General features: G+C 59.1%; 25 protein-coding genes and 4 tRNA genes. All 29 read left to right on the forward strand.

Translation table 11 applies throughout. The features are described 5' to 3' along the window. Positions 1 to 129: 129 nt before the first annotated feature. The 29 genes from DOM27_RS00005 (at position 130) to rplN (ending at position 24,165) form a co-directional block, all read left to right on the forward strand. A complete protein-coding gene (locus DOM27_RS00005; RefSeq protein ID WP_110654048.1) occupies positions 130 to 1,107 on the forward strand; it encodes a biotin--[acetyl-CoA-carboxylase] ligase in 978 nt (325 codons plus the stop codon). A 201-nt stretch (positions 1,108 to 1,308) separates the two neighbouring features. Then, positions 1,309 to 1,392, forward strand: a tRNA-Tyr gene (locus DOM27_RS00010). A 57-nt stretch (positions 1,393 to 1,449) separates the two neighbouring features. Further along, positions 1,450 to 1,523, forward strand: a tRNA-Gly gene (locus DOM27_RS00015). A gap of 20 nt (positions 1,524 to 1,543) precedes the next feature. Further along, positions 1,544 to 1,618, forward strand: a tRNA-Thr gene (locus tag DOM27_RS00020). 152 nt (positions 1,619 to 1,770) lie between these two features. Further along, a tRNA-Trp gene (locus DOM27_RS00025) sits at positions 1,771 to 1,846 on the forward strand. A 72-nt stretch (positions 1,847 to 1,918) separates the two neighbouring features. Then, positions 1,919 to 2,287, forward strand: a complete 369-nt coding sequence (gene secE / locus DOM27_RS00030; protein ID WP_110654049.1) for a preprotein translocase subunit SecE — start codon at positions 1,919 to 1,921, stop codon at positions 2,285 to 2,287. Between the two features lie 8 nt (positions 2,288 to 2,295). Next, a complete protein-coding gene (nusG, locus tag DOM27_RS00035; RefSeq protein WP_110654050.1) occupies positions 2,296 to 2,829 on the forward strand; it encodes a transcription termination/antitermination protein NusG in 534 nt (177 codons plus the stop codon). Positions 2,830 to 2,943: 114 nt separating this feature from the next. Then, a complete protein-coding gene (gene rplK / locus DOM27_RS00040) occupies positions 2,944 to 3,375 on the forward strand; it encodes a 50S ribosomal protein L11 (RefSeq protein ID WP_110654051.1) in 432 nt (143 codons plus the stop codon). A 2-nt stretch (positions 3,376 to 3,377) separates the two neighbouring features. Then, positions 3,378 to 4,070 (forward strand): 50S ribosomal protein L1, encoded by a 693-nt coding sequence (gene rplA, locus DOM27_RS00045; RefSeq protein WP_110654052.1) that lies wholly within the window; start codon positions 3,378 to 3,380, stop codon positions 4,068 to 4,070. Between the two features lie 283 nt (positions 4,071 to 4,353). Continuing rightward, on the forward strand, positions 4,354 to 4,857 hold the full coding sequence (rplJ, locus tag DOM27_RS00050; protein WP_110654053.1) for a 50S ribosomal protein L10: 504 nt from the start codon (positions 4,354 to 4,356) through the stop codon (positions 4,855 to 4,857). A gap of 95 nt (positions 4,858 to 4,952) precedes the next feature. Then, entirely contained in the window at positions 4,953 to 5,324 is a 372-nt protein-coding gene (rplL, locus tag DOM27_RS00055) for a 50S ribosomal protein L7/L12 (protein WP_110654054.1), read from the forward strand. A gap of 268 nt (positions 5,325 to 5,592) precedes the next feature. Then, positions 5,593 to 9,669 (forward strand): DNA-directed RNA polymerase subunit beta, encoded by a 4,077-nt coding sequence (gene rpoB, locus DOM27_RS00060; RefSeq protein ID WP_110654055.1) that lies wholly within the window; start codon positions 5,593 to 5,595, stop codon positions 9,667 to 9,669. Positions 9,670 to 9,759: 90 nt separating this feature from the next. Then, entirely contained in the window at positions 9,760 to 13,986 is a 4,227-nt protein-coding gene (gene rpoC / locus DOM27_RS00065) for a DNA-directed RNA polymerase subunit beta' (RefSeq protein WP_110654056.1), read from the forward strand. A gap of 170 nt (positions 13,987 to 14,156) precedes the next feature. After that, positions 14,157 to 14,531, forward strand: coding sequence for a 30S ribosomal protein S12 (rpsL, locus tag DOM27_RS00070; protein ID WP_075571396.1), 375 nt, complete (start codon positions 14,157 to 14,159; stop codon positions 14,529 to 14,531). A 115-nt stretch (positions 14,532 to 14,646) separates the two neighbouring features. Further along, the gene (gene rpsG / locus DOM27_RS00075) at positions 14,647 to 15,117 is read left to right on the forward strand and encodes a 30S ribosomal protein S7 (protein WP_110654057.1); all 471 of its coding nucleotides are present in this window, start codon (positions 14,647 to 14,649) and stop codon (positions 15,115 to 15,117) included. Between the two features lie 18 nt (positions 15,118 to 15,135). After that, entirely contained in the window at positions 15,136 to 17,256 is a 2,121-nt protein-coding gene (gene fusA, locus DOM27_RS00080) for an elongation factor G (protein ID WP_110654058.1), read from the forward strand. A 29-nt stretch (positions 17,257 to 17,285) separates the two neighbouring features. Next, positions 17,286 to 18,479, forward strand: a complete 1,194-nt coding sequence (tuf, locus tag DOM27_RS00085; protein ID WP_110654059.1) for an elongation factor Tu — start codon at positions 17,286 to 17,288, stop codon at positions 18,477 to 18,479. A 173-nt stretch (positions 18,480 to 18,652) separates the two neighbouring features. Then, entirely contained in the window at positions 18,653 to 18,964 is a 312-nt protein-coding gene (gene rpsJ / locus DOM27_RS00090) for a 30S ribosomal protein S10 (RefSeq protein WP_035470365.1), read from the forward strand. A 137-nt stretch (positions 18,965 to 19,101) separates the two neighbouring features. Continuing rightward, positions 19,102 to 19,740, forward strand: a complete 639-nt coding sequence (rplC, locus tag DOM27_RS00095) for a 50S ribosomal protein L3 (protein ID WP_110654060.1) — start codon at positions 19,102 to 19,104, stop codon at positions 19,738 to 19,740. Between the two features lie 14 nt (positions 19,741 to 19,754). Further along, entirely contained in the window at positions 19,755 to 20,360 is a 606-nt protein-coding gene (gene rplD, locus DOM27_RS00100) for a 50S ribosomal protein L4 (protein WP_110654061.1), read from the forward strand. Then, on the forward strand, positions 20,357 to 20,653 hold the full coding sequence (gene rplW, locus DOM27_RS00105) for a 50S ribosomal protein L23 (protein ID WP_075563682.1): 297 nt from the start codon (positions 20,357 to 20,359) through the stop codon (positions 20,651 to 20,653). Before rplD ends, rplW begins: the two co-directional genes overlap by 4 nt. 15 nt (positions 20,654 to 20,668) lie before the next feature. After that, on the forward strand, positions 20,669 to 21,496 hold the full coding sequence (gene rplB / locus DOM27_RS00110) for a 50S ribosomal protein L2 (protein ID WP_110654062.1): 828 nt from the start codon (positions 20,669 to 20,671) through the stop codon (positions 21,494 to 21,496). Positions 21,497 to 21,518: 22 nt separating this feature from the next. Further along, positions 21,519 to 21,794, forward strand: a complete 276-nt coding sequence (gene rpsS / locus DOM27_RS00115; protein ID WP_075563680.1) for a 30S ribosomal protein S19 — start codon at positions 21,519 to 21,521, stop codon at positions 21,792 to 21,794. 17 nt (positions 21,795 to 21,811) lie between these two features. After that, entirely contained in the window at positions 21,812 to 22,144 is a 333-nt protein-coding gene (gene rplV / locus DOM27_RS00120; protein WP_035470378.1) for a 50S ribosomal protein L22, read from the forward strand. Between the two features lie 11 nt (positions 22,145 to 22,155). Continuing rightward, positions 22,156 to 22,857 (forward strand): 30S ribosomal protein S3, encoded by a 702-nt coding sequence (gene rpsC, locus DOM27_RS00125; protein ID WP_075563679.1) that lies wholly within the window; start codon positions 22,156 to 22,158, stop codon positions 22,855 to 22,857. Between the two features lie 14 nt (positions 22,858 to 22,871). After that, complete coding sequence (gene rplP, locus DOM27_RS00130) at positions 22,872 to 23,285, forward strand: 50S ribosomal protein L16 (RefSeq protein WP_071230712.1); 414 nt, start codon at positions 22,872 to 22,874, stop codon at positions 23,283 to 23,285. Then, a complete protein-coding gene (gene rpmC, locus DOM27_RS00135) occupies positions 23,285 to 23,479 on the forward strand; it encodes a 50S ribosomal protein L29 (protein ID WP_075563678.1) in 195 nt (64 codons plus the stop codon). Before rplP ends, rpmC begins: the two co-directional genes overlap by 1 nt. Next, positions 23,479 to 23,739 carry a 30S ribosomal protein S17 gene (gene rpsQ, locus DOM27_RS00140; RefSeq protein ID WP_075563677.1) on the forward strand — a complete coding sequence of 87 codons (261 nt, stop codon included), beginning with the start codon at positions 23,479 to 23,481 and terminating at the stop codon, positions 23,737 to 23,739. The genes rpmC and rpsQ overlap by 1 nt, the downstream gene beginning before the upstream one ends. A 54-nt stretch (positions 23,740 to 23,793) precedes the next feature. Further along, positions 23,794 to 24,165, forward strand: a complete 372-nt coding sequence (gene rplN, locus DOM27_RS00145; RefSeq protein WP_035470387.1) for a 50S ribosomal protein L14 — start codon at positions 23,794 to 23,796, stop codon at positions 24,163 to 24,165. Positions 24,166 to 24,174: the final 9 nt, after the last annotated feature.

Here is a 24,174-nt window from a genome sequence, read left to right on the forward strand (position 1 = left end):
GCGATGGAAAAGCCGCAACGTCGAGCTAGGATGTGGCGGTACTGGTCGCCGAGCGGTGCGGTAGCCGCGAAGTTATCGAGGAAGAAGGAATTTCGCTAGAATGTGGCTTTTATTGGCAGGCGTTCCTAGATGAGTATCGGTGACTTGATTCGTTTGCTCGGCGACGGCAATTACCACTCCGGTCAACAGTTGGGCCAGCACCTGGGGGTAACGCGTACGGCTGTCTGGAAGCAGCTCAAGAAGCTGGAAGCGATGGGCCTGCCCCTTGAGGCGGTTAAGGGGCGTGGTTATCGGCTGGTCAATTCGCTGGAGTCCCTGGATGGGGCCGATATCGTCTCCCGGCTCTCCGCTGGGTCCCGGCATCACCTCAAGCGTCTTTACGTCGAGGATGTGCTCGACTCCACCAATACCTTCCTGCGCGACCGTTTCCGCCACGGTGCGGGGCACGGAGAGGTGTGCTTGGCCGAAAGCCAGACAGCAGGGCGAGGCCGACGAGGCAAGATCTGGAGCACCAGCTGGGGCGGAAGTCTCATCCTCTCTCTGGGCTGGCGCTTCGAGGCTGGAGTGGTCGCTCTCGAGGGCTTGAGTCTCGCCGTTGGCGTAGTTCTGGCTGAGGTTATCGAGACCCTGGGCGGCGAAATCGCGCTGAAGTGGCCTAATGACGTGCTACTTGCGGTCGAAGGCGACTGGCGTAAACTCGCAGGCATTCTGCTAGAGGTGACGGGAGATGTCGACGGACCCTGCGAGGTGGTCATTGGGATTGGCGTGAATGTCTCTCTCGATGATGCCGTTCGTCATGCCGCCGGTCAGCCGGTCGCAGCGCTCTCGGAGGCCGTCGAGCACCCTTCCCGCAACGCGTTGGCAGCTTCTTTGATCGAATCCCTGCTGATCATGCTGCCTCTGTTCGAACAGCACGGCTTCAGTGCCTGGCGGGATCGATGGAATGCCAGGCACGCTTACGCCGGGCGAACTGTTCGTATTCATCAAGGTAGTATTTCTTATGCCGCCAAGGCGAGCGACGTCGACGAGAACGGTAATCTGAGAGTGGAGACCGAAAGCGGCGAGCGAGCATTGACAGGTGGCGAAATCAGTATTCGTCCGGCATAAAGGCCATACTGGCGGGAGCGCGAATGAAGATGTCTCGCCCTGGCGTGTCGGAAATGCTGTTTTCATGCTTGCATTTGCCGGCCTGCTTTGAAACAATGCGCCCCGCTTTGAGCGCAAGGCCATTGGTTTGAAGTTCTGTTAGTGCAGTAAAAACAGAGGCTTGACATCAATGTGTGGCAGTGTAGAATCTGCCGCCGGTACGGAGAGGTTCCCGAGTGGCCAAAGGGAGCAGACTGTAAATCTGCCGCGAAAGCTTCGAAGGTTCGAATCCTTCCCTCTCCACCAGATTTTCGTAAAGAGTTTTGCCGGTCTGTCTCGGCAAGCCGGAGTCAGAGCGGGTAGGCGGGTATAGTTCAATGGTAGAACCTCAGCCTTCCAAGCTGATGGTGTGGGTTCGATTCCCACTACCCGCTCCATCGATGTTGATGATGATTTGGCTCATGTAGCTCAGGGGTAGAGCACACCCTTGGTAAGGGTGAGGTCGACGGTTCAATTCCGTCCATGAGCTCCATTTTCAGTCATCGAGTCTGATGCGTGAAAAGCGAGCGTTGGCTCGCTTTTTTGGTGGTAAAAGAAAAATCCGGGATGGCATTGTTTTTCCGGTATCTCTTCGCTATCATAGCGCCCTCCTAATTTCCGGGTGTTTCTCGGATGTGTAGTTGCAGGCCAGTAGCTCAATTGGCAGAGCAGCGGTCTCCAAAACCGCAGGTTGGGGGTTCGATTCCCTCCTGGCCTGCCAGTCTTCCCCAGGCTGGCTTGTAGTTGATATCTTGTCTTGTTCGGTTATCGCGCCTTGAGTTGAGGAGTTTTCATGAAGCACAACGCCGAGGTGCAGGAGCCACGCTACGATACCCCCAAGTGGATCGTCGTGGTGTTGCTGCTGGCAGTCGCGGTTGGCGGTAACGCCTGGTTTGCGGATCAGGCTCTGCTGTATCGCGTGCTGGGCGTCGTCGTTCTCTGCGGTATTGCTGCTGCCATCGCCTTGACCACAGCGAAAGGGCAGGCGTTGATGGAGCTCGCGCGTGGATCCAAGCGTGAAATTCAGCGCGTCGTCTGGCCGACTCGACAAGAAACCATTCAAACGACGCTGATCGTGTTGGCGGCCGTTCTGGTGGTGGGTCTGTTGCTGTGGCTTATCGATACCGTCCTCGGTTGGGCGATGTCCGGAATCATTGGCTAGGAGTTTTCATGTCCAAGCGTTGGTATGTCGTTCACGCTTATTCCGGCTTTGAAAAGCAGGTGATGCGCTCTTTGCTCGAGCGCGTCAAGCTATACGGTGTCGAAGATCAGTTTGGTGACATCTTGGTTCCGACCGAAGAAGTCGTCGAAATGCGTGACGGCAAGCGTCGCAAAAGCGAGCGCAAGTTCTATCCCGGCTATGTGCTGGTCGAGATGGAAATGAACGAACAGACTTGGCACCTGGTCAAAGAAACCCCCCGCGTGATGGGGTTCATCGGCGGGACACCCGAAAAGCCAGCCGCGATCACCCAGAAGGAAGCCGATGCGATCTTGCGTCGGGTTCAGGATGGTACCGACAAGCCCCGCCCCAAGACTCTCTTCGAGCCAGGCGAGGCCGTTCGAGTCGTCGACGGCCCGTTCGCCGATTTCAACGGTGTAGTGGAAGAAGTCAATTACGAAAAGAGTCGCTTGCAGGTCAGTGTGCTGATCTTCGGGCGTTCGACGCCGGTCGAGCTGGAGTTCGTCCAGGTCGTCAAGGACTGAGCGTCGTCGAGAATTGAGTCACCGCGATGTCTAGAGTCGTCGCGATGTTAACGTTGGCAATACGCCGACCAAACCGGGGAGCCGCGAGGCGTTCGTACCCGATGGGAGTAAAGCATGGCTAAGAAAGTTCAGGCCTACATCAAGCTGCAAGTTGCAGCCGGTAAGGCCAATCCGAGTCCGCCCGTAGGCCCGGCGCTGGGTCAGCACGGCGTCAACATCATGGAATTCTGCAAGTCGTTCAATGCCGCGACTCAAGAGATCGAGCCGGGCCTGCCGACGCCGGTCGTGATCACGGTTTACAGCGATCGCAGCTTTACCTTCGTCACCAAGACGCCGCCGGCAGCCGTGCTGCTGAAGAAAGCCGCCGGTATCAAATCCGGTTCTGGCGTGCCGAACAAGACCAAGGTCGGTACCGTGACGCGTGAGCAGCTCGAAGAGATTGCCAAGACCAAAGAGCCGGATCTGACGGCTGCCGATCTCGACGCCGCCGTTCGTACCATTGCTGGCAGCGCCCGCAGCATGGGCCTCAACGTGGAGGGTCTCTGATCATGGCAAAATTGACAAAGCGCGCTCAGATGATTCGCGAGAAGGTCGAGCCGGGTAAAGTTTATTCGCTGGAAGAAGCCGTCGCGCTGCTGTCCGAAGTGTCTACCGTCAAGTTCAAGGAGGCTGTTGAGGTCTCTATCAACTTGGGCGTTGACCCGCGTAAATCCGATCAGGTCGTGCGTGGCGCTACCGTGTTGCCGAACGGCACGGGCCGCGATGTTCGCGTTGCGGTATTCGCCCAAGGCGCTGCAGCAGACGCCGCCAAGGAAGCCGGTGCCGATATCGTTGGCATGGAAGACCTGGCCGATGACGTCAAAAAAGGCAACATGAACTTCGATGTTGTCGTTGCGGCTCCGGACGCCATGCGCGTGGTCGGTCAGTTGGGTCAGATTCTGGGTCCGCGAGGCCTGATGCCGAACCCGAAAGTCGGCACCGTGACGCCTGACGTGGCAACCGCGGTCAAGAACGCCAAGGCGGGTCAGGTCCGTTTCCGTACTGATAAGAACGGTATCATCCATGCCTCTATCGGTAAGGTGGATTTCCCGGCAGAAGCACTCAAGGGCAATCTCGAAGCGCTGGTCAGTGACCTCAAGCGCCTCAAGCCGAGTACTTCCAAAGGCATTTATCTCAAGAAACTGACCCTGTCCAGCACCATGGGCCCGGGTCTGACCGTCGATCACAGCGCTTTCGCTTGATCGGCAACAACCAGGCAATGACTTTGCGGTCCCCGTGCACCTTCGTAACAGCCCAGGCGCTGGTTCGAAGGAGTGGGGCGGGGCACCGTCAAAGACCGCAGGTGTTGGCCATGGGGCCGGCTTAATCTTCCTGGGGTTCGTCCTCAAGGGATGCCTGCGCAGATGGTGTTGCTCGCCGATTGAGGTGTGCAGCCATCGTCCAAGACTTCCACTGAAGCAAGGTGGAAGAGATGGTAACCACCGGGTCGCGACATTGTCGCCCCGGCACGAAGGAGTAACCACTGTGCCACTAGCACTCGAAGGCAAGAAAGCAATTGTTGCCGAGGTCAGTGAAGCCGCTAAGGACGCTCTTTCCGTCGTAGTTGCCGATTCTCGTGGTGTGACCGTTAGCGCAATGACCGATCTGCGCAAACAGGCTCGCGAGAATGGCGTCCAGATTCGTGTTGTTCGCAACACGCTGGCACGTCGTGCGCTGTCAGGGACTTCATGGGAGTGCCTGAACGAGACTTTCTCAGGCCCCACGCTGCTGGCCTTCTCCTACGAACATCCCGGCGCTGCGGCGCGGCTGTTCAAGGAGTTTGGCAAGTCGCAGAAGGAATTTGAAGTCAAGGCGCTGGCTTACGAAGGGGAGATGATCCCGGCTGCTGATATCGACCGTCTGGCCACGCTGCCGACTTACGATGAAGCGATCGCCAAGCTGATGTCCGTCATGAAGGAAGCTTCTGCCGGCAAGCTGGTTCGTACTCTTGCAGCTGTTCGCGATCAAAAGCAGGAAGAAGCCGCCTGATAGGTGGCCTGCTCGCGCAGACTGAGTCGACTATTGAATCAACGAGCACTTGGCCGACGCCGGCTGGGGCTCCGCAAAGTTTAGGAATCTGAAACATGGCACTTTCTCAAGAAGACATCATCAACGCTGTTGCCGAAATGTCCGTGATGGAAGTTGCAGAGCTGGTTTCTGCAATGGAAGAGAAGTTCGGCGTTTCTGCTGCTGCTGCTGTCGTCGCTGGCCCGGGTGGCGGTGACGCGGCGGAAGCCGAAGAACAGACTGAGTTCTCCCTGGTTCTGACCGCTGCCGGTGACAAGAAAGTCAACGTCATCAAGGTCGTTCGCGAGATCACTGGTCTGGGCCTGAAAGAAGCCAAGGGTGCCGTCGACGGCGCGCCGGCGACTATCAAGGAAGGCCTGTCCAAGGACGACGCTGAAGAAGCCAAGAAGAAGCTGGAAGAAGCTGGCGCTTCTGTGGAGCTCAAGTAACTCCGTGCTCACGGCTTCACGCGCTGTGTAAGCGCCACGGCTGGCGGCGGGCATGCCCGCTGCCGGCCTTTTTCTGTTTTTGCTAGCCTGGCGTTAGTACGCCTGATCGAGGGTTCGCCCCTCAGTCAGGATTGTAGCCACTAGACGAATTCCGACGGCGAGCTCCCTCATTCGGGAGGCTTGCCGTCAGCGCCTAACGGGGGCAGCCCGCGTTAGGGAGCGCCGAACACGCACCGGTCACCCATGGTGAACAAGCTGGGGAATACAGATGGCTTACTCATATACTGAGAAAAAACGCATCCGCAAGGATTTCGGCAAACTGCCTCAAGTAATGGATGTGCCCTACCTGCTGGCCATCCAGCTTGATTCCTATTACGACTTTCTCCAGCAGGACCGGGCGCCGGAAGAGCGTCTCGAGACCGGTCTCAATGCGGCTTTCAAGTCCGTATTTCCGATCGAGAGTTTTTCAGGCAATGCGGCGCTCGAGTATGTCAGTTATCGCTTTGGCACACCGGGCTTCGACGTCAAGGAGTGCCAGCTTCGCGGGGTGACCTATTCGGCACCGCTGCGCGTCAAGGTGCGCCTGATCATCTACGACAAAGAGTCGTCGAACAAGGCCATCAAGGACATCAAGGAGCAGGAAGTCTACATGGGGGAAATCCCCCTGATGACCGAAAACGGTACCTTCGTCGTCAACGGTACCGAGCGCGTCATCGTCTCCCAGCTCCATCGCTCGCCGGGCGTGTTCTTCGATCACGACAAGGGCAAGAGCCACTCTTCCGGCAAGCTGCTCTATTCCGCGCGTATCATTCCTTACCGCGGCTCCTGGCTGGATTTCGAGTTCGATCCGAAAGACAACGTCTTCGTACGTATCGACCGTCGCCGCAAATTGCCGGCCACTGTCTTGATGCGCGCGCTCGGCATGAATGCCGAGCAGATCCTCGAGACCTTTTTTGAGACCAGCACTTTCCATATCGAAAACGACGGTATTTTCGTCGAGCTGGTGCCGTCTCGCCTGCGTGGTGAGACCGCGACTTTCGAAATCAAGGACGGCGACGGTAACGTCATCGTCGAGGAAGGTCGTCGTGTTACCCAGAAGCATATTCGCCAACTTGAAAAAGCCGGGCTAGAGCGTCTTCAGGTGCCGATGGACTACCTGTTCGGCAAGACGCTGGCCAAGGATCAGGTCGACGCCAAGACTGGCGAGCTGATCTGCGAGTGCAACACTGAACTGACGCCGGAACTGCTGGAGAAGCTGGGGCAGGGTGGTGTCACTCAGCTGGAAACACTCTATACCAACGATCTCGACGCCGGCTCGTTCATCTCCGATACCTTGAAGGTGGACACCACGCGTTCCGGTCTGGAAGCGCTGGTCGAGATCTACCGCATGATGCGTCCCGGCGAGCCGCCGACCAAGGAAGCGGCCGAGACGTTGTTCCACAATCTGTTCTTCAGCGAAGACCGCTACGACCTGTCGGGCGTTGGCCGGATGAAGTTCAATCGCCGTCTGCGTCGTGAAGGCGATACCGGGTCCGGCGTACTCGACAATCAGGACATTCTCGATGTCCTGAAAGAGCTGATCAGCATCCGTAACGGCTTCGGTGAAGTCGACGATATCGATCACCTGGGCAACCGCCGCATTCGTTGTGTCGGCGAGATGGCCGAGAATCAGTTCCGCGTGGGTCTGGTGCGCGTCGAGCGTGCGGTCAAGGAACGTCTCTCCATGGCGGAGAGCGAAGGCCTGATGCCGCAGGATCTGATCAACGCCAAGCCGGTGGCAGCGGCAGTCAAAGAGTTCTTCGGTTCTTCGCAGCTGTCCCAGTTCATGGACCAGAACAACCCGCTCTCCGAGGTGACGCACAAGCGTCGTGTCTCCGCGCTTGGGCCGGGTGGCTTGACCCGCGAACGTGCCGGTTTCGAAGTGCGTGACGTTCACGCCACTCACTACGGCCGTCTATGTCCGATCGAAACGCCGGAAGGTCCGAACATTGGTCTGATCAACTCGCTGGCGACCTATTCCAAGACCAACAGCTACGGTTTCCTCGAGACGCCGTATCGCAAGGTCGTGGATCGTCAGTTGACCGACGAGATCGTGCACCTGTCGGCAATCGAGGAAGGTGACTTCATCATCGCCCAGGCCTCGGCGACGGTCGACGAGGGCAACAAGCTGATCGACGACCTGGTCCAGGTTCGCCACAAGGGTGAAACCACCTTCATGGCGCCGGACAAGGTCACCCTGATGGACGTGTCTCCGCGTCAGGTAGTCTCCGTGGCTGCCGCGTTGATTCCGTTCCTCGAGCATGATGACGCCAACCGTGCCCTGATGGGCTCGAACATGCAGCGTCAGGCAGTACCGACTCTGCGTGCCGACAAGCCGCTCGTGGGTACCGGCATGGAGCGTTTCGTCGCCCGTGACTCCGGTGTCTGCGCCGTGGCTCGTCGTGGCGGCGTGATCGACTCCGTCGATGCCAAGCGCGTCGTGGTTCGTGTCCAGGAAGACGAGATCATCGGCGGTGAAGCGGGTGTCGATATCTACAACCTGACCAAGTATGTGCGTTCCAACCAGAACACCTGCCAGAACCAGCGCCCGATCGTGCGCCCGGGTGATGTCGTCTCGCGTGGCGATATTCTGGCCGACGGCCCGTCCGTCGATATGGGTGACCTGGCCTTGGGCCAGAACATGCGTCTCGCGTTCATGCCGTGGAACGGCTACAACTTCGAGGATTCCATCCTCGTTTCCGAGCGTGTGGTCGAGGACGATCGTTTCACCACGATCCATATCCAGGAACTGACCTGTGTCTCTCGCGACACCAAGCTGGGTGCGGAGGAGATCTCTTCCGATATCCCCAACGTCGGTGAGTCGGCACTGGGCAAGCTGGATGAGGCAGGCGTCGTCTATATCGGTGCCGAAGTCGGCGCCGGCGACATTCTGGTCGGCAAGGTCACGCCCAAGGGCGAGACCCAGTTGACGCCGGAGGAAAAGCTCCTGCGTGCGATCTTCGGCGAGAAGGCGTCAGACGTTAAGGACACCTCGCTGCGTGCACCGACCGGCATGCGCGGTACCGTCATCGACGTGCAGGTCTTCACTCGCGACGGCGTCGAGAAGGATTCGCGTGCGCTTTCCATCGAGCAGCAACAGCTCGACGAAGTGCGCAAGGATCTTCAGGAAACCTATCGTATCGCCGAAGACGCCACGTTCGAGCGCCTCCAGCGCACGCTGGAAGGCGAGGCGGTCCACGGCGGCCCGTCGCTGAAGAAAGGCGATGTGCTGAGCGGGGAGTATCTCGATGAGCTGCCGCGTCAGCAGTGGTTCAAGCTGCGCATGCAGAACGAGACCCTCAACGAGCTGCTGGCCCAGGCCGATGAACAGCTGGAAAATCGCCGCAAGGAGATGGACGAGCGTTTCGAAGACAAGAAGCGCAAGTTGACCCAGGGTGATGATCTGGCGCCGGGCGTGCTCAAGATCGTCAAGGTCTATTTGGCGGTCAAGCGTCGCATCCAGCCGGGCGACAAGATGGCCGGCCGTCACGGTAACAAGGGTGTCATCTCCGCGATCATGCCGATCGAGGATATGCCGTTCGATGACAACGGCCAGCCGGTCGACGTCGTGCTCAATCCGTTGGGTGTACCGTCACGCATGAACGTCGGTCAGATTCTCGAGACCCACCTGGGCATGGCGGCTCATGGTCTCGGCGTCAAGATCGACCGCATGTTGCGCGATGCCCGCGAACAGCAGGTCGGTGAGATCCGCGATTTCCTCAAGCAGGTCTACAACACCGAGGGCGCGCGTCAGGAGGATATCGACTCCCTGACCGATGACGAAATCATCACCTTGGCCAAGAACCTGCGCGGTGGCGTGCCGATTGCGACACCGGTTTTCGACGGTGCCAAGGAGCACGAGATCAAGCACCTGCTGAAGCTTGCCGATCTGCCGGATTCCGGCCAGATGACGCTGTACGACGGGCGTACCGGTGAGTCGTTCGATCGTCCGGTGACCGTGGGCTACATGTACATGTTGAAGCTCAACCACCTGGTCGACGACAAGATGCATGCGCGTTCCACCGGTTCTTACTCGCTGGTCACGCAGCAGCCTCTGGGTGGTAAGGCGCAGTTCGGTGGACAGCGTTTCGGTGAGATGGAAGTGTGGGCGCTCGAGGCGTATGGCGCCGCCTACACCCTGCAGGAAATGCTCACCGTCAAGTCGGATGATGTCGAAGGTCGTACCAAGATGTACAAGAGCATCGTGGACGGCGACCACACCATGCAGGCCGGTATGCCGGAATCCTTCAATGTGCTGGTGAAGGAAATCCGCTCGCTGGGTATCGATATCGAATTGGAAAGCTAAGACCGGCACAGTCGATCGATAGCGACGGTTTGCGGGGCGAGCGAGTGATTCGCGGCCCCGCTCATGACAACTCCGCAACGGAGCGATCCCATGAAAGATTTGGTGAAAGTCCTCAAGTCACAGGCGCAATCTGACGAGTTCGAGGCGATCAAGATTACGCTCGCGTCGCCGGAAATGATTCGCTCCTGGTCATACGGCGAAGTCAAGAAGCCGGAGACCATCAACTACCGTACGTTCAAGCCTGAACGCGACGGGCTTTTCTGCGCCAAGATCTTCGGGCCGGTCAAGGATTACGAGTGCCTGTGCGGCAAGTACAAGCGCATGAAGCATCGCGGCATCATCTGCGAGAAGTGCGGCGTCGAAGTGACCAAGGCAGCGGTTCGCCGCGAGCGCATGGGCCACATCGAGCTGGCCTCGCCGGTCGCGCACATCTGGTTTCTGAAATCGCTGCCGTCACGCATCGGCATGTTCCTGGACATGACCCTGCGCGACATCGAGCGCGTGCTCTACTTCGAATCGTTTGTCGTGATCGATCCGGGCATGACCACGCTCGAGCGCGGTCAACTGCTCAACGACGAGCAGTATTTCGAGGCGCTGGAAGAGTTCGGCGACGACTTCGATGCGCGCATGGGCGCCGAAGCCGTTCAGGCGTTGCTCAAGGACATCGATCTGGAAGAAGAGATCGATCGCCTGCGTGAAGAGATTCCGCAGACCAACTCCGAGACCAAGATCAAGAAGCTTTCCAAGCGCCTCAAGCTGCTGGAAGCCTTCTACAAGTCCGGCAATGCGCCGGCCTGGATGGTCATGGAAGTGCTGCCGGTTCTGCCGCCGGATCTGCGTCCGCTGGTCCCGCTGGACGGTGGCCGCTTCGCGACTTCGGATCTCAATGATCTGTACCGTCGCGTGATCAACCGCAACAATCGCCTGAAGCGACTGCTCGACCTCAATGCGCCGGACATCATCGTGCGCAACGAGAAGCGCATGTTGCAGGAATCGGTCGATGCGCTGCTCGACAACGGTCGTCGCGGCCGTGCCATCACGGGCTCCAACAAGCGTCCGTTGAAGTCGCTCGCCGACATGATCAAGGGCAAGCAGGGGCGTTTCCGTCAGAACCTGCTGGGCAAGCGCGTCGATTACTCCGGCCGTTCCGTCATCACCGTCGGTCCGACCCTGCGCCTGCATCAGTGTGGTCTGCCCAAGAAGATGGCGCTTGAGCTGTTCAAGCCGTTCATCTACTCCAAGCTGCAAGGCAGCGGGCAGGCGTCCACGATCAAGGCCGCCAAGAAGATGGTCGAGCGCGAGCTGCCGGAAGTGTGGGACATTCTCGCCGACGTCATCCGCGAGCATCCGGTCCTGCTCAACCGTGCACCGACGCTGCATCGTCTCGGCATCCAGGCGTTCGAGCCGCTGCTGATCGAGGGCAAGGCTATCCAGCTGCACCCGCTGGTCTGTGCGGCCTACAACGCCGACTTCGACGGTGACCAGATGGCCGTTCACGTGCCTTTGACGCTGGAATCCCAGCTCGAAGCGCGCGCGCTGATGATGTCGACCAACAACGTGCTGTCGCCGGCCAACGGCGAGCCGATCATCGTGCCGTCCCAGGACGTCGTGCTCGGCCTCTATTACATGACGCGCGAACGCATCAACGCCAAGGGCGAAGGCAAGGCATTTGCCAACCTCAACGAGCTGGATCGCGCTTTCGCAACTCACAATGTCTCGATGCATGCTCGGGTCAAGGTGCGTCTGACCGAGTGGCTGTCCGACGAGAAGGATGGCGAGGTCACCGAACTGACCGAGACCACGTCGATCAAGGACACTACCGTCGGCCGTGCGTTGCTGTTCCGCATCCTGCCGAAGGGGATGCCGTTCGAGCTCGTCGACCGTCCGATGAAGAAGAAAGCGATCTCCGGGCTGATCAACGAGGTCTACCGGCGTACCGGTCTCAAGGACGCGGTCATCTTTGCCGACCAGTTGATGTACACCGGCTTCCGCCTGGCAACCTGGTCTGGCGCCTCCATCGGCGTCAACGATTTCGTCATCCCGGATGCCAAGGCCGAGATCGTCGATGCGGCCGAGGACGAGGTCAAGGAAATCGAAGACCAGTTCTCCTCCGGTCTGGTGACCGCGGGCGAGAAGTACAACAAGGTCATCGATATCTGGTCCAAGGCCAACGACAAGGTGGCCAAGGCGATGATGGCCGTGATCTCGAAAGAGACGGTGACCGATCGAGACGGTAACGAAGTCGAACAGGATTCGTTCAACAGCGTCTTCATCATGGCCGATTCCGGTGCCCGGGGTAGTGCGGCTCAGATTCGTCAGCTGGCCGGTATGCGTGGCCTGATGGCCAAGCCGGACGGCTCGATCATCGAGACGCCGATCACTGCCAACTTCCGTGAAGGTCTGAACGTACTCCAGTACTTCATTTCGACCCATGGCGCGCGTAAGGGTCTGGCGGATACGGCACTCAAGACCGCCAACTCTGGTTATCTGACCCGTCGTCTGGTCGACGTGGCACAGGATCTGGTGATCACCGAAGTCGACTGCGGCACCGACCGGGGGCTGACCCTGCATCCGGTGATCGAAGGCGGCGACGTCATCGTGTCACTGGCACAGCGTGTGCTGGGCCGGGTCGTGGCGCAGGACGTCATCGACCCGCAGACCGAAGACGTGTTGATCGCTCGCGGCACATTGCTCGACGAAGCCTGGTGCGAAGAGCTCGACACCATGGGTGTCGACGAGATCATCGTGCGCAGCCCGATCAGCTGCGAGACGTCTCACGGCGTCTGCTCGTCCTGCTACGGCCGCGATCTGGCCCGCGGGCACCAGGTCAACATCGGTGAAGCGGTCGGCGTCATTGCTGCCCAGTCCATCGGTGAGCCGGGTACCCAGTTGACCATGCGTACATTCCACATCGGTGGTGCGGCGTCACGTGCTTCAGCGGTCGATAGTGTTCAGGTCAAGCATGGCGGTAGCGTGCGCCTGCACAACATCAAGTCGGTCGAGCGCGCCGATGGCAAACTGATCGTGGTATCTCGTTCCAGCGCAATGGCGGTGGCCGACGATCACGGTCGCGAGCGTGAGTACTACAAGCTGCCCTACGGCGCCGAGCTGTCGGTCAAGGACGGCGACCATGTCGAAGGTGGTCAGATCGTCGCCAAGTGGGATCCGCACACTCACCCGGTCGTCGCCGAGGTGCATGGCAAGGCGCAGTTCACGGACATGACCGAAGGTCTGACCATGACGCGCACGGTCGATGAAATGACCGGCCTGTCTAACATCGAGGTGATCGAGGCCGCAGCTCGCCCGGCCTCCGGTCGCGACAAGCGTCCGATGATCATGCTGGTGGGGGAAGACGGCGAGCACGTGACGCTGCCGGGTTCCAACACGCCGGTACAGTATCTGCTGCCGGGTCGCGCTATCGTCGCCGCGGAGAACGGTACCGAGATTGGCGTGGGTGAGGTGATTGCGCGTATTCCGCTGGAAGCGTCCGGTAACAAGGACATCACCGGTGGTCTGCCGCGTGTCGCCGACCTGTTCGAGGCGCGTAAGCCGAAAGAGCCGTCCATCCTCGCCGAGATCAACGGTACGATCAGCTTCGGCAAGGAGACCAAGGGCAAGCGTCGTCTGACGATCACGCCGAAAGAAGGTGATCCGTTGGAGATGCTGATCCCGAAATGGCGTCAGATCGGGGTGTTCGAAGGCGAGACGGTCGAGAAGGGCGAGGTCATCTCCGATGGTCCGAGCAACCCGCATGACATTCTTCGTCTGCTGGGCGTGGCGGAGCTGGCCAAGTACATCACCGTCGAAATTCAGGACGTCTACCGCCTGCAGGGCGTCAGCATCAACGACAAGCACATCGAAGTCATCGTGCGTCAGATGCTGCGCAAGGTCGAGATCACCGATTCCGGCGACTCTACCTTCATTCCCGGCGATCAGGTCGAGCTGGTACGTGTCCTCGAAGAGAACGCGCGCCTCGAGACGACAGAGAAGTTCCCGGCCAAGTACGAGCGTCTGCTGCTGGGTATCACCAAGGCCTCGTTGGCGACCGAGTCGTTCATCTCCGCGGCATCGTTCCAGGAGACGACACGGGTCTTGACCGAGGCTGCGGTAACCGGCAAGCGCGATTATCTGCGCGGCCTGAAGGAAAACGTGGTGGTGGGGCGTCTGATTCCGGCGGGTACGGGTCTGGCTCACCACGACGAGCGGCGTCGCAAGCGCGAGGAATCCGGGCGCACGCTGCAGCCGTCGGCGTTCGATGTCGAGCAGGAGCTGGGTGCTCAGCTCACCGCGCTCGATGCCGATGACGACGATCTCTAAGTCATGACCTGGGACCGCTCGCCTACGGGCGAGCGGTCTTGACGGGTCTCATGACAACTGATTAGAATGCGCAGCCTTTATGCAGGGGAGGTGCAACCGGCCTACGCAAAGGTCCATGCACATCGGCCCCGGCATGAGGCAAGGCAACCCATTGGAGTCAGCTAAAGACTATGGCAACGATCAACCAGCTCGTGCGCAAGCCGCGCAAGCGCCCCGTCGAGACAAGCGACGTGCCGGCGCTGCAGGCCTGCCCGCAACGCCGTGGGGTCTGTACCCGCGTCTACACCACTACGCCCAAGAAGCCGAACTCGGCGCTGCGTAAGGTGTGTCGTGTGCGTCTGACCAACGGTTTTGAAGTCAGTTCTTACATCGGCGGTGAAGGCCACAACCTGCAGGAACACTCTGTGGTCCTGATTCGTGGCGGCCGCGTCAAGGATTTGCCGGGTGTGCGTTATCACACCGTCCGCGGCGCCCTCGACACTTCCGGTGTTCAGAATCGTCGACAAGGCCGTTCCAAATACGGCACCAAGCGTCCCAAGTCCTGAGTTCGGACGCTTCTACCATTTATCATCGGTCAGATAAGAGTAAGGTCGGCCGCTTTCGCCAGTTGGCGAGCGCATGCCGGGTTTACCTGAACGACCCTTAACGAGAGGGCTTATCATGCCAAGAAGAAGAGTCGCCGCTAAGCGCGAGATCCTTCCCGATCCCAAATTCGGAAGCGAGCGCCTGGCCAAGTTTATGAACCATCTGATGATCAGCGGCAAGAAGTCCGTAGCTGAGCGCATCGTCTATGGTGCGTTGGACAGGGTTGCCGAGCGTAGTAGCGAGGCGCCGCTGGACATCTTTGACAAAGCGCTGGAAGCGATTCAGCCGATGGTCGAGGTCAAATCTCGCCGTGTTGGCGGCGCGACTTACCAGGTGCCGGTGGAAGTTCGTCCGTCACGCCGTCAGGCACTGGCCATGCGTTGGCTGGCCGATGCGGCCCGTAGCCGCGGTGAAAAGACCATGGTTCAACGTCTTGCCGGCGAAATGCTGGACGCCGCCGAAGGCAAGGGTTCTGCTGTGAAGAAGCGTGAAGACGTGCACCGCATGGCAGATGCCAACAAGGCCTTCTCCCACTACCGCTTCTAATCAACGGGGACTTCCATCGTGGCACGAAAGACACCACTCAAGCGTTATCGCAATATCGGTATCGTTGCCCACGTCGACGCTGGTAAGACTACGACTACCGAGCGTGTCCTGTTCTATACCGGCCTGTCCCACAAGGTCGGTGAGGTTCATGAAGGCGCTGCCGTCATGGACTGGATGGAGCAGGAGCAGGAACGTGGCATCACGATCACCTCTGCTGCCACCACCTGCTTCTGGCAGGGCATGAGCAAGCAGTTCGACGAGCACCGTATCAACATCATCGATACGCCGGGACACGTCGACTTCACGATCGAAGTCGAGCGTTCATTGCGCGTACTGGATGGTGCGGTCGTCGTGCTGTGCGGCTCGTCCGGTGTGCAGCCGCAGACCGAGACCGTCTGGCGTCAGGCCAACAAGTACGAAGTCCCGCGCATGGTGTTCGTCAACAAGATGGACCGTGCCGGCGCCGATTACTTCATGGTCATCGACCAGCTCAAGGATCGCCTGGGCGCCAACGTCGTTCCGATCCAGATCAACTGGGGCGCGGAAGACGAATTCAAGGGCGTGGTCGATCTCATCAAGATGAAGGCCATCCTCTGGGACGAAGACAACTTCGGTATGAACTACGAGTTGGTCGACATCCCGGCCGACCTGCAGGAAACTGCCGAGAAGTACCGTGAGCAGATGGTCGAAGCGGCAGCTGAAGCCAACGAAGAGCTGATGGACAAATACCTCGAAGGGGTAGAGCTCTCCGAGGTGGAAATCAAGGCGGGTCTGCGTGCGCGTACCCTGGCCAACGAGATCGTTCTCGTGACCTGTGGTTCGGCATTCAAGAACAAGGGTGTTCAGGCCGTCCTGGATTGCGTCATCGAGTACTTGCCGTCGCCGACCGAGGTCAAGGCCATCGAAGGTGAGCTCGACGACAAGGACGGCACCGTCGCGACTCGTGAAGCTGACGACAGCGCGCCGTTCTCGGCGTTGGCGTTCAAGATCGCAACCGATCCGTTCGTGGGTACCCTGACGTTCATGCGCGTCTACTCGGGCGTCCTGAAGTCCGGCGACAGCATCTTCAACTCGGTGAAGTCGAAGAAGGAACGTGTCGGCCGTATCGTTCAGATGCATGCCAACTCGCGTGAAGAGATCAAGGAAGTCTACGCTGGCGACATCGCGGCGTGTATCGGCTTGAAAGACGTCACGACCGGCGACACGCTGTGCGACCTGAACGACAAGATCGTTCTCGAGCGCATGGAGTTTCCGGAGCCGGTTATCTCCGTCGCCGTCGAGCCGAAGTCCAAGCCTGACCAGGAGAAGATGGGTGTGGCTCTTGGCAAGTTGGCGCAGGAAGATCCGTCTTTCCGTGTCCAGACTGACGAAGAGACCGGTCAGACCATCATCTCGGGCATGGGCGAGTTGCACCTCGACATCCTCGTCGATCGTATGCGTCGCGAGTTCAAGGTCGAAGCCAACATCGGCAAGCCGCAGGTGGCTTACCGTGAGACGATTCGCCAGTCGGTGGAGCAGGAAGGCAAGTTCGTTCGTCAGTCAGGCGGTCGCGGCCAATATGGTCACGTCTGGTTGCGCATCGAGCCGCTGACGGCCGAAGACAAGGGCGAGGACGAGGAGATGACCTTCAAGTTCGCGTCCGCCATCGTCGGTGGTGCGGTACCGAAAGAGTACGTGCCGGCCGTCGAAAAAGGGGCTTACGAACAGCTCAAGAACGGCGTGATCGCGGGTTACCCGATGATCGACGTCAAGGTGACGCTGTTCGATGGTTCCTACCATGACGTGGACTCCAACGAGACTGCGTTCAAGGTCGCCTCTTCCATGGCGATCAAAGAAGGTGCTCGTAAGGCTAAGGCCGTGTTGCTCGAGCCGGTGATGAAGGTCGAAGTCGTTACCCCTGAAGATTTCATGGGTGATGTGATGGGTGACCTCAACCGCCGACGTGGCCTTGTGCAGGGCATGGATGACTCCTCTTCTGGCAAGGTCATTCGCGCCACGGTTCCGTTGGCTGAGATGTTCGGTTATGCGACCGATCTGCGTTCTCAGACCCAGGGACGCGCAAGCTACACCATGGAGTTTGCGAATTACGAAGAGGCGCCATCCAGCGTAGTTGATGCCGTCATCAATCAGAACGGTTAACCGTTAGCTAACGTAAAGAGGTTATAGCAGTGGCTAAGGCAAAATTTGAACGCTCCAAACCGCATGTCAACGTCGGCACCATCGGTCACGTCGACCACGGCAAGACGACCCTGACAGCAGCCCTGACTCGTGTCTCTGCCGAAGTCTTCGGCGGCGAGTGGCGCCAGTTCGATTCTATCGACAATGCTCCGGAAGAGCGTGAGCGCGGTATCACCATCGCCACCGCTCACGTCGAGTATCAGTCCGAAGTTCGCCATTACGCGCACGTCGACTGCCCGGGACACGCTGACTACGTCAAGAACATGATCACCGGTGCTGCCCAGATGGACGGCGCGATCCTGGTCTGTTCCGCTGCCGACGGCCCGATGCCGCAGACTCGCGAGCACATCCTGCTGTCTCGTCAGGTCGGCGTTCCGTACATCGTCGTGTTCCTGAATAAGGCGGACATGGTCGATGACGAAGAGCTGCTCGAGCTGGTCGAGATGGAAGTGCGTGAGCTTCTGGCCGAGTACGACTTCCCGGGTGACGACACCCCGATCATCATCGGCTCCGCGCTGATGGCGCTGGAAGGCAAGGATGACAACGGCATGGGTACCACTGCCGTTGCCAACCTGATCAAGTCTCTGGACGAGTACATTCCGGAGCCGGAGCGCGCTATCGATCAGCCGTTCCTGATGCCGATCGAAGACGTGTTCTCCATCTCAGGTCGCGGCACCGTTGTGACCGGTCGTGTCGAGCGCGGCATCGTCAAGACTGGCGATGAAGTCGAAATCGTCGGTATTCACGACACTACCAAGACGATCGTCACCGGCGTCGAAATGTTCCGCAAGTTGCTCGACGAAGGTCGTGCTGGCGAGAACGTGGGCGCGCTGCTGCGTGGTACCAAGCGTGATGACGTCGAGCGCGGCCAGGTTCTGGCCAAACCGGGCACCATCAAGCCGCATACCAAGTTCGAAGCCGAAGTCTACGTGCTGTCCAAGGAAGAAGGTGGTCGTCATACCCCGTTCTTCAAGGGCTATCGTCCGCAGTTCTACTTCCGTACCACCGACGTTACCGGTACCTGTGAACTGCCGGAAGGCGTCGAGATGGTCATGCCGGGCGACAACGTCCAGATGGTCGTGACGCTGATCGCGCCGATCGCCATGGAAGACGGCCTGCGCTTCGCGATTCGCGAAGGCGGCCGTACCGTTGGCGCCGGCGTGGTAGCCAAGATCATCGAGTAAGCGTTTCGATGATGGTTAAAGAAGGGGCGCTCACGCGCCCCTTTTCTGTATGGGTTCGATAGCCCCGATGGATAGTGTGATTGACACTCAATCGGGGCTCTCCTATAATGCGCGTCCTTTGAACGCGTGGGTCGACGGCTCGCGCCGTCAGCATCCAGTGGAGCATAAGGTAAATGCAGAACCAGAAGATTCGCATTCGGCTGAAAGCGTTTGACCATCGGCTGATCGACCAGTCGGCTCAGGAGATCGTTGATACGGCCAAGCGCACTGGCGCTCAGGTGCGTGGACCGATCCCGCTGCCGACTAATCGCGAGCGTTACACCATCCTGATCTCACCGCACGTCAACAAGGATGCGCGTGATCAGTATGAGATTCGCACGCACAAGCGCGTGCTCGACATCGTCGAGCCGACGGAAAAAACCGTCGATGCGCTGATGAAGCTCGATCTCGCCGCTGGTGTAGACGTGCAGATTAAACTCGACTGAAACCAACACTAGTCACTAGCGGGCGCTGAGTTCAACAGCACCGCCGCGTCGTGAGACGCCATACAATGTGCTAGTGGAATGCTCTGGAAAGGGCAGCCATAGCGGGTGATAGCCCCGTACACTATAGGAGACTGAACATGACTATCGGTTTAGTCGGTAAAAAGGCGGGTATGACCCGTGTTTTCACCGAAGATGGCGCCTCCGTGCCCGTAACCGTTATCGAGGTTGAGCCCAACCGCATCGCCAGCGTCAAGACTATCGAGTCTGACGGCTATCGTGCGGTGCAGGTCACGACCGGCTCCCGCAAAGCCAAACACCTCACCAAGGCGATTGCTGGTCAATACGCCAAGGCAGGTATCGAGGCTGGCCGTTCGCTGATGGAGTTCCGTCTTGCAGAAGACGACGAGACTCCGGAAGTGGGTGGTTCCTTCACCGTATCCCTCTTTGAAGCTGGTCAGAAAGTCGATGTGACCGGTACCTCCAAGGGTAAAGGATTTCAGGGCGCCGTTAAGCGCTGGAATTTCCGTACCCAGGACAATACCCACGGCAACTCGCTTTCTCACCGTGCGCCAGGTTCCATCGGTCAGTGCCAGACCCCAGGTCGCGTTTTCAAAGGCAAGAAGATGGCCGGTCAGATGGGTAACGAGCGTGTCACCGTCCAGACGCTGGAAGTGGTGCGTATCGATACCGAGCGCAATCTTCTGTTGATCAAGGGCGCCGTGCCAGGTGCACCCGGCAGCGATGTCGTTGTGCGCAGTGCCGTGAAAGCTCGCTGAGGGGACTGAGACCGATGAATCTGAATCTCGTAGGTGCCGCTGGCACCGTCGAAGTGTCCGAAGCGACCTTCGGCAAAGACTTCAACGAAGCATTGGTGCACCAGGTCGTCACCGCCTATCTGGCGGCTGGTCGTCAAGGTACCCGTGCTCAGAAAAACCGCTCCGACGTGCGTGGCGGCGGCAAGAAGCCGTGGCGCCAGAAAGGCACTGGCCGTGCGCGTGCCGGCACCATCCGTTCGCCGATCTGGCGTAGCGGTGGCGTGACCTTCGCTGCTCGTCCGCAGGATTACACGCAGAAGGTCAACCGCAAGATGTATCGTGCGGCCATGCGTTCTATCCTCTCCGAGCTGATCCGTCAGGACCGTCTGGTGTTGGTCGAAGAGTTCGCCGTCGAAGCACCCAGAACCAAAGAGCTGGTGGGTAAGCTCAAGGAGCTGGAGCTCGAGAAGGCGCTGATCGTCACTGAAGAGATCGACGAGAAGCTCTATCTTGCTGCCCGCAACATCCCCAACGTCGATGTCGTCGATGCTGCGGCCGCCGATCCGGTCAGCCTGATCGCCTTCGACAAGGTGCTGATGACCGTCTCCGCTCTGCGTAAATTCGAGGAGAAGCTGGGATGAACCAGGAACGCGTATATAAGGTTCTGCTCGGACCTCACATGACCGAGAAGGCCGCGCTTGCCGCCGAGAACAATCAGTACGTGTTCCGGGTGGCCCAGGACGCGACCAAGCCTGAGATCAAGAAAGCCGTCGAGGCGTTGTTCGGCAAGAAGGTTGCCGGCGTCCAGGTGCTCAATGTCAAGGGCAAGACCAAACGCACTCGCTTCGGCACTGGTCTGCGCAAGGGTTACCGCAAGGCGTACGTGACCCTGGCTGCGGGCGAAACGCTCGAAGACTTCTCTGGCGCCGAGTAGGCAGGAGTACGGATCATGGCAGTAGTCAAGACAAAACCCACATCCGCCGGTCGTCGTCACGTCGTCAAAGTCGTCAACGACGAGCTCTTCAAGGGCCGCGCTTATGGCGCGCTTGTCGAGAAGCAGTCGAAGTCGGGTGGGCGTAACAACAATGGCCGTATCACCACACGTCACGTGGGTGGTGGTCATCGTCAGCATTATCGTCTGATCGATTTCAAGCGCGTCAAGGATGGCATCAAGGCCGCCGTTGAGCGCATCGAATACGATCCGAACCGTAGCGCCAACATTGCGCTGCTGAAGTACATGGACGGCGAACGTCGTTACATCATCGCGCCCAAGACCATCAAGGTCGGCGACGTGGTGGAGTCCGGTGTCAACGCCGCCATCAAGCGCGGCAACGCGCTGCCGCTGCGTAACATCCCGGTCGGTTCTACGGTGCATTGCATCGAACTGAAGCCGGGCAAGGGTGCGCAGATCGCTCGCAGTGCCGGTGCTAGCGCTCAGCTGGTCGCGCGTGAAGGCAATTATGCAACGCTGCGTCTTCGCTCCGGCGAGATGCGTCGCGTATTGTCCGAGTGCCGCGCGACATTGGGCGAAGTCGGTAACTCTGAGCACAGCCTGCGTCAATTGGGCAAGGCCGGTGCGAAACGTTGGAGAGGGGTGCGCCCGACTGTTCGCGGTGTCGCAATGAACCCGGTGGACCACCCGCACGGTGGCGGTGAAGGCCGCACCAGTGGCGGTCGTCACCCGGTCAGCCCGTGGGGTATCCCCACCAAGGGCCACAAGACCCGCAAGAACAAGCGTACCGACAAGCTCATCGTTCGTCGCCGCAAGTCCAAGTAACAGACATTAAGAGGTAACGGCTGTGCCACGTTCACTGAAGAAAGGTCCCTTTATTGACCTTCATCTGTTGAAGAAGGTCGACGTCGCAACGGAAAAGAACGATCGCAAACCGATCAAGACCTGGTCGCGTCGTTCGATGATCCTGCCGAATATGGTCGGGCTCACCATTGCGGTACATAACGGTCGCCAGCATGTCCCGGTGCATGTTTCCGAGGAGATGGTCGGCCACAAGTTGGGCGAGTTTGCTGCTACCCGCACTTATCGCGGTCATGCGGCAGACAAGAAAGCCAAACGGTAAGCCAAGAGGAATAAGAGATGGAAGTCGCTGCTAAGTTGCGTGGCGCGAGCTTATCCGCCCAGAAGGCCCGTTTGGTGGCTGACCAGGTGCGCGGTAAGCCGGTCGCCGAAGCGCTCGACGTGCTGACCTTCTCACCGAAGAAGGCCGCCAAGTTGGTCAAGAAGGTGTTGCAGTCCGCGATTGCCAATGCGGAAGAAAACAACGGCATGGACATCGACGAGCTGCGTGTCTCGACCATCTGTGTCGATGAGGGCATGACGCTCAAGCGCATTCAACCGCGCGCCAAAGGCCGTGCGGATCGCATTCTGAAGCGCACCTGCCACATCACCGTCAAGGTAGCCGAGAAGTAGGAGTCGACCAGATGGGTCAGAAAGTCAATCCAGTCGGAATCCGACTGGGCATCGTCAAGGATCACACCTCGGTATGGTATGCCGAGCGTGGCGCCTATGCCGACAAGCTGAACAGCGATCTGGAAGTGCGTCGCTATCTCGAGGAGCGTTTGAAGAACGCTTCCGTGAGCCGCATTACCATCGAGCGTCCGGCCAACAACGCCCGTATTACCATTCACACCGCCCGTCCGGGCATCGTGATTGGCAAGAAAGGCGAGGACGTCGATCGGCTGCGCCAGGAAGTCACCCGCATGATGGGTGTGCCGGTACACGTCAACATCGAAGAAGTCCGCAAGCCGGAACTCGATGCCGCTCTGGTCGCGCAGAACATCGCCGGTCAGCTCGAGCGTCGCGTGATGTTCCGCCGTGCCATGAAGCGCGCCGTTCAGAACGCCATGCGTCTGGGTGCCGGCGGTTTCAAGGTACAGCTCTCCGGTCGTCTGGGTGGTGCCGAAATCGCACGTACCGAATGGTATCGCGAAGGTCGCGTGCCGCTTCATACGCTGCGTGCCGATATCGATTACGCCACTTATGAAGCCCACACCACCTACGGCGTCATCGGCGTCAAGGTCTGGGTCTTCAAGGGCGAAATCCTCGGGGGCATCGAAGAGGTGCGTGCCAAGCAGAAGCAACAGGCTCAGGCACCCGCATCGAAGAAGAAAGGTTCCAGGTAAGGGGAGACTGATCGATGTTGCAACCCAAGCGTACAAAGTTCCGCAAGGTGCAGAAAGGTCGTAACCGCGGCCTGGCGCATCGCGGCAGCAAGGTGAGCTTCGGGGACTTCGGTCTCAAAGCTACCGATCGCGGCCGTATCACTGCACGTCAGATCGAAGCGGGTCGTCGTGCCATTACCCGTCACGTCAAGCGTGGTGGCAAGATCTGGATCCGTGTATTCCCGGACAAGCCGATTACCAACAAGCCTCTCGAGGTTCGTATGGGTAAAGGTAAGGGTTCCGTCGAGTACTGGGTGGCCCAGATTCAGCCGGGCAGGGTGCTTTACGAGATCGAAGGTGTCTCCGAGGAGCTGGCGCGTGAAGCCTTCTCCCTGGCGGCCCAGAAAATGCCCATCTCCACCACCTTTGTGAAACGGACGGTGATGTGATGAAAGCCAACGAAATGCGTGAAAAGTCAGTCGATGCGCTGCAGGAGCAGCTCTTCGAACTGCTCCGCGAGCAGTTCAACCTGCGCATGCAGAAGGCCACCGGCCAGCTGAGCCAGACGCATCTGCTGAAGCAGGTTCGTCGCGACATTGCTCGCGTCAAGACTGTGCTCAACCAGAAGTCAGGTGACCAATGATGGCTGAAGCAAGCAAAGCTCGTACGCTCACCGGCAGGGTGGTGAGCGACAAGATGGAAAAATCGATTGTCGTATTGATCGAGCGCCGTGAGCGCCATCCGATCTATGGCAAGTACATGAAGCGCTCCACCAAGCTGCACGCCCACGACGAGACGAATCAGGCCAAGGCCGGCGATCTGGTTTCCATTCAGGAATGCCGTCCGCTGTCCAAGAAGAAGGCCTGGGCGTTGGTCGAGGTGGTCGAGCAGGCCAAGGGCTGAGCCCGATAGGCGCCTTCTGAACCAGTGCAGTCAGATTAGGTTTGGAGAAAACCAATGATTCAGACGCAGACAATGCTGGATGTCGCGGACAACAGCGGCGCGCGCCGGGTGCAGTGCATCAAGGTGCTGGGCGGTTCACACCGCCGCTACGCTCGCGTTGGCGACGTCATCAAAGTGACGGTCAAAGAAGCCATCCCGCGGGGCAAGGTCAAAAAAGGCCAGGTCCTCAAGGCGGTGGTGGTGCGTACGCGCAGCGGTGTCCGTCGTAACGACGGTTCGCTGATCCGCTTCGACGGAAATGCGGCGGTTCTGTTGAATAACACCAACGAACAGCCGATCGGCACCCGTATCTTCGGACCGGTAACTCGTGAACTGCGTAACGAAAAGTTCATGAAGATCATTTCCTTGGCGCCCGAAGTGCTGTAAGGAGCGAGG

It is taken from the genome of Salinicola halimionae (assembly GCF_003206065.1).
Taxonomy (GTDB): Bacteria; Pseudomonadota; Gammaproteobacteria; order Pseudomonadales; family Halomonadaceae; genus Salinicola; species Salinicola halimionae.

Bases quoted from the DNA above. Each gene is read 5' to 3' on its own strand.
- DOM27_RS00005 (WP_110654048.1), top strand. From the start codon at position 130: ATGAGTATCGGTGACTTGATTCGTTTGCTCGGCGACGGCAATTACCAC.
- secE (WP_110654049.1), top strand. From the start codon at position 1,919: ATGAAGCACAACGCCGAGGTGCAGGAGCCACGCTACGATACCCCCAAG.
- nusG (WP_110654050.1), top strand. From the start codon at position 2,296: ATGTCCAAGCGTTGGTATGTCGTTCACGCTTATTCCGGCTTTGAAAAG.
- rplK (WP_110654051.1), top strand. From the start codon at position 2,944: ATGGCTAAGAAAGTTCAGGCCTACATCAAGCTGCAAGTTGCAGCCGGT.
- rplA (WP_110654052.1), top strand. From the start codon at position 3,378: ATGGCAAAATTGACAAAGCGCGCTCAGATGATTCGCGAGAAGGTCGAG.
- rplL (WP_110654054.1), top strand. From the start codon at position 4,953: ATGGCACTTTCTCAAGAAGACATCATCAACGCTGTTGCCGAAATGTCC.
- rpoB (WP_110654055.1), top strand. From the start codon at position 5,593: ATGGCTTACTCATATACTGAGAAAAAACGCATCCGCAAGGATTTCGGC.
- rpoC (WP_110654056.1), top strand. From the start codon at position 9,760: ATGAAAGATTTGGTGAAAGTCCTCAAGTCACAGGCGCAATCTGACGAG.
- rpsL (WP_075571396.1), top strand. From the start codon at position 14,157: ATGGCAACGATCAACCAGCTCGTGCGCAAGCCGCGCAAGCGCCCCGTC.
- rpsG (WP_110654057.1), top strand. From the start codon at position 14,647: ATGCCAAGAAGAAGAGTCGCCGCTAAGCGCGAGATCCTTCCCGATCCC.
- rpsJ (WP_035470365.1), top strand. From the start codon at position 18,653: ATGCAGAACCAGAAGATTCGCATTCGGCTGAAAGCGTTTGACCATCGG.
- rplC (WP_110654060.1), top strand. From the start codon at position 19,102: ATGACTATCGGTTTAGTCGGTAAAAAGGCGGGTATGACCCGTGTTTTC.
- rplD (WP_110654061.1), top strand. From the start codon at position 19,755: ATGAATCTGAATCTCGTAGGTGCCGCTGGCACCGTCGAAGTGTCCGAA.
- rplW (WP_075563682.1), top strand. From the start codon at position 20,357: ATGAACCAGGAACGCGTATATAAGGTTCTGCTCGGACCTCACATGACC.
- rplB (WP_110654062.1), top strand. From the start codon at position 20,669: ATGGCAGTAGTCAAGACAAAACCCACATCCGCCGGTCGTCGTCACGTC.
- rplV (WP_035470378.1), top strand. From the start codon at position 21,812: ATGGAAGTCGCTGCTAAGTTGCGTGGCGCGAGCTTATCCGCCCAGAAG.
- rpsC (WP_075563679.1), top strand. From the start codon at position 22,156: ATGGGTCAGAAAGTCAATCCAGTCGGAATCCGACTGGGCATCGTCAAG.
- rplP (WP_071230712.1), top strand. From the start codon at position 22,872: ATGTTGCAACCCAAGCGTACAAAGTTCCGCAAGGTGCAGAAAGGTCGT.
- rpmC (WP_075563678.1), top strand. From the start codon at position 23,285: ATGAAAGCCAACGAAATGCGTGAAAAGTCAGTCGATGCGCTGCAGGAG.
- rpsQ (WP_075563677.1), top strand. From the start codon at position 23,479: ATGGCTGAAGCAAGCAAAGCTCGTACGCTCACCGGCAGGGTGGTGAGC.
- rplN (WP_035470387.1), top strand. From the start codon at position 23,794: ATGATTCAGACGCAGACAATGCTGGATGTCGCGGACAACAGCGGCGCG.